General features: G+C 51.9%; 1 rRNA gene. It reads right to left on the bottom strand.

The annotated features are described in order from the left end of the window. Window positions 1-206: ribosomal RNA gene (locus tag F3J39_RS18755) — 23S ribosomal RNA — on the bottom strand; the annotation flags it as partial.

Genomic DNA, 206 nt, shown 5'->3' with positions numbered 1-206 from the left:
ACGGGCCCACGTTAGAACATCAAACGTTAAAGGGTGGTATTTCAAGGATGGCTCCACGCGGACTGGCGTCCGCGCTTCGAAGCCTCCCACCTATCCTACACATCAAGGCTCAATGTTCAGTGTCAAGCTGTAGTAAAGGTTCACGGGGTCTTTCCGTCTTGCCGCGGGTACACTGCATCTTCACAGCGATTTCAATTTCACTGAGT

This window comes from Pantoea sp. Acro-807 (genome assembly GCF_011752675.1).
Classification (GTDB): domain Bacteria; phylum Pseudomonadota; class Gammaproteobacteria; order Enterobacterales; family Enterobacteriaceae; genus Pantoea; species Pantoea eucrina.
Note: the sequence above shows the minus strand (reverse complement) of the source record. Positions and strands in the feature narration are given on the sequence as shown.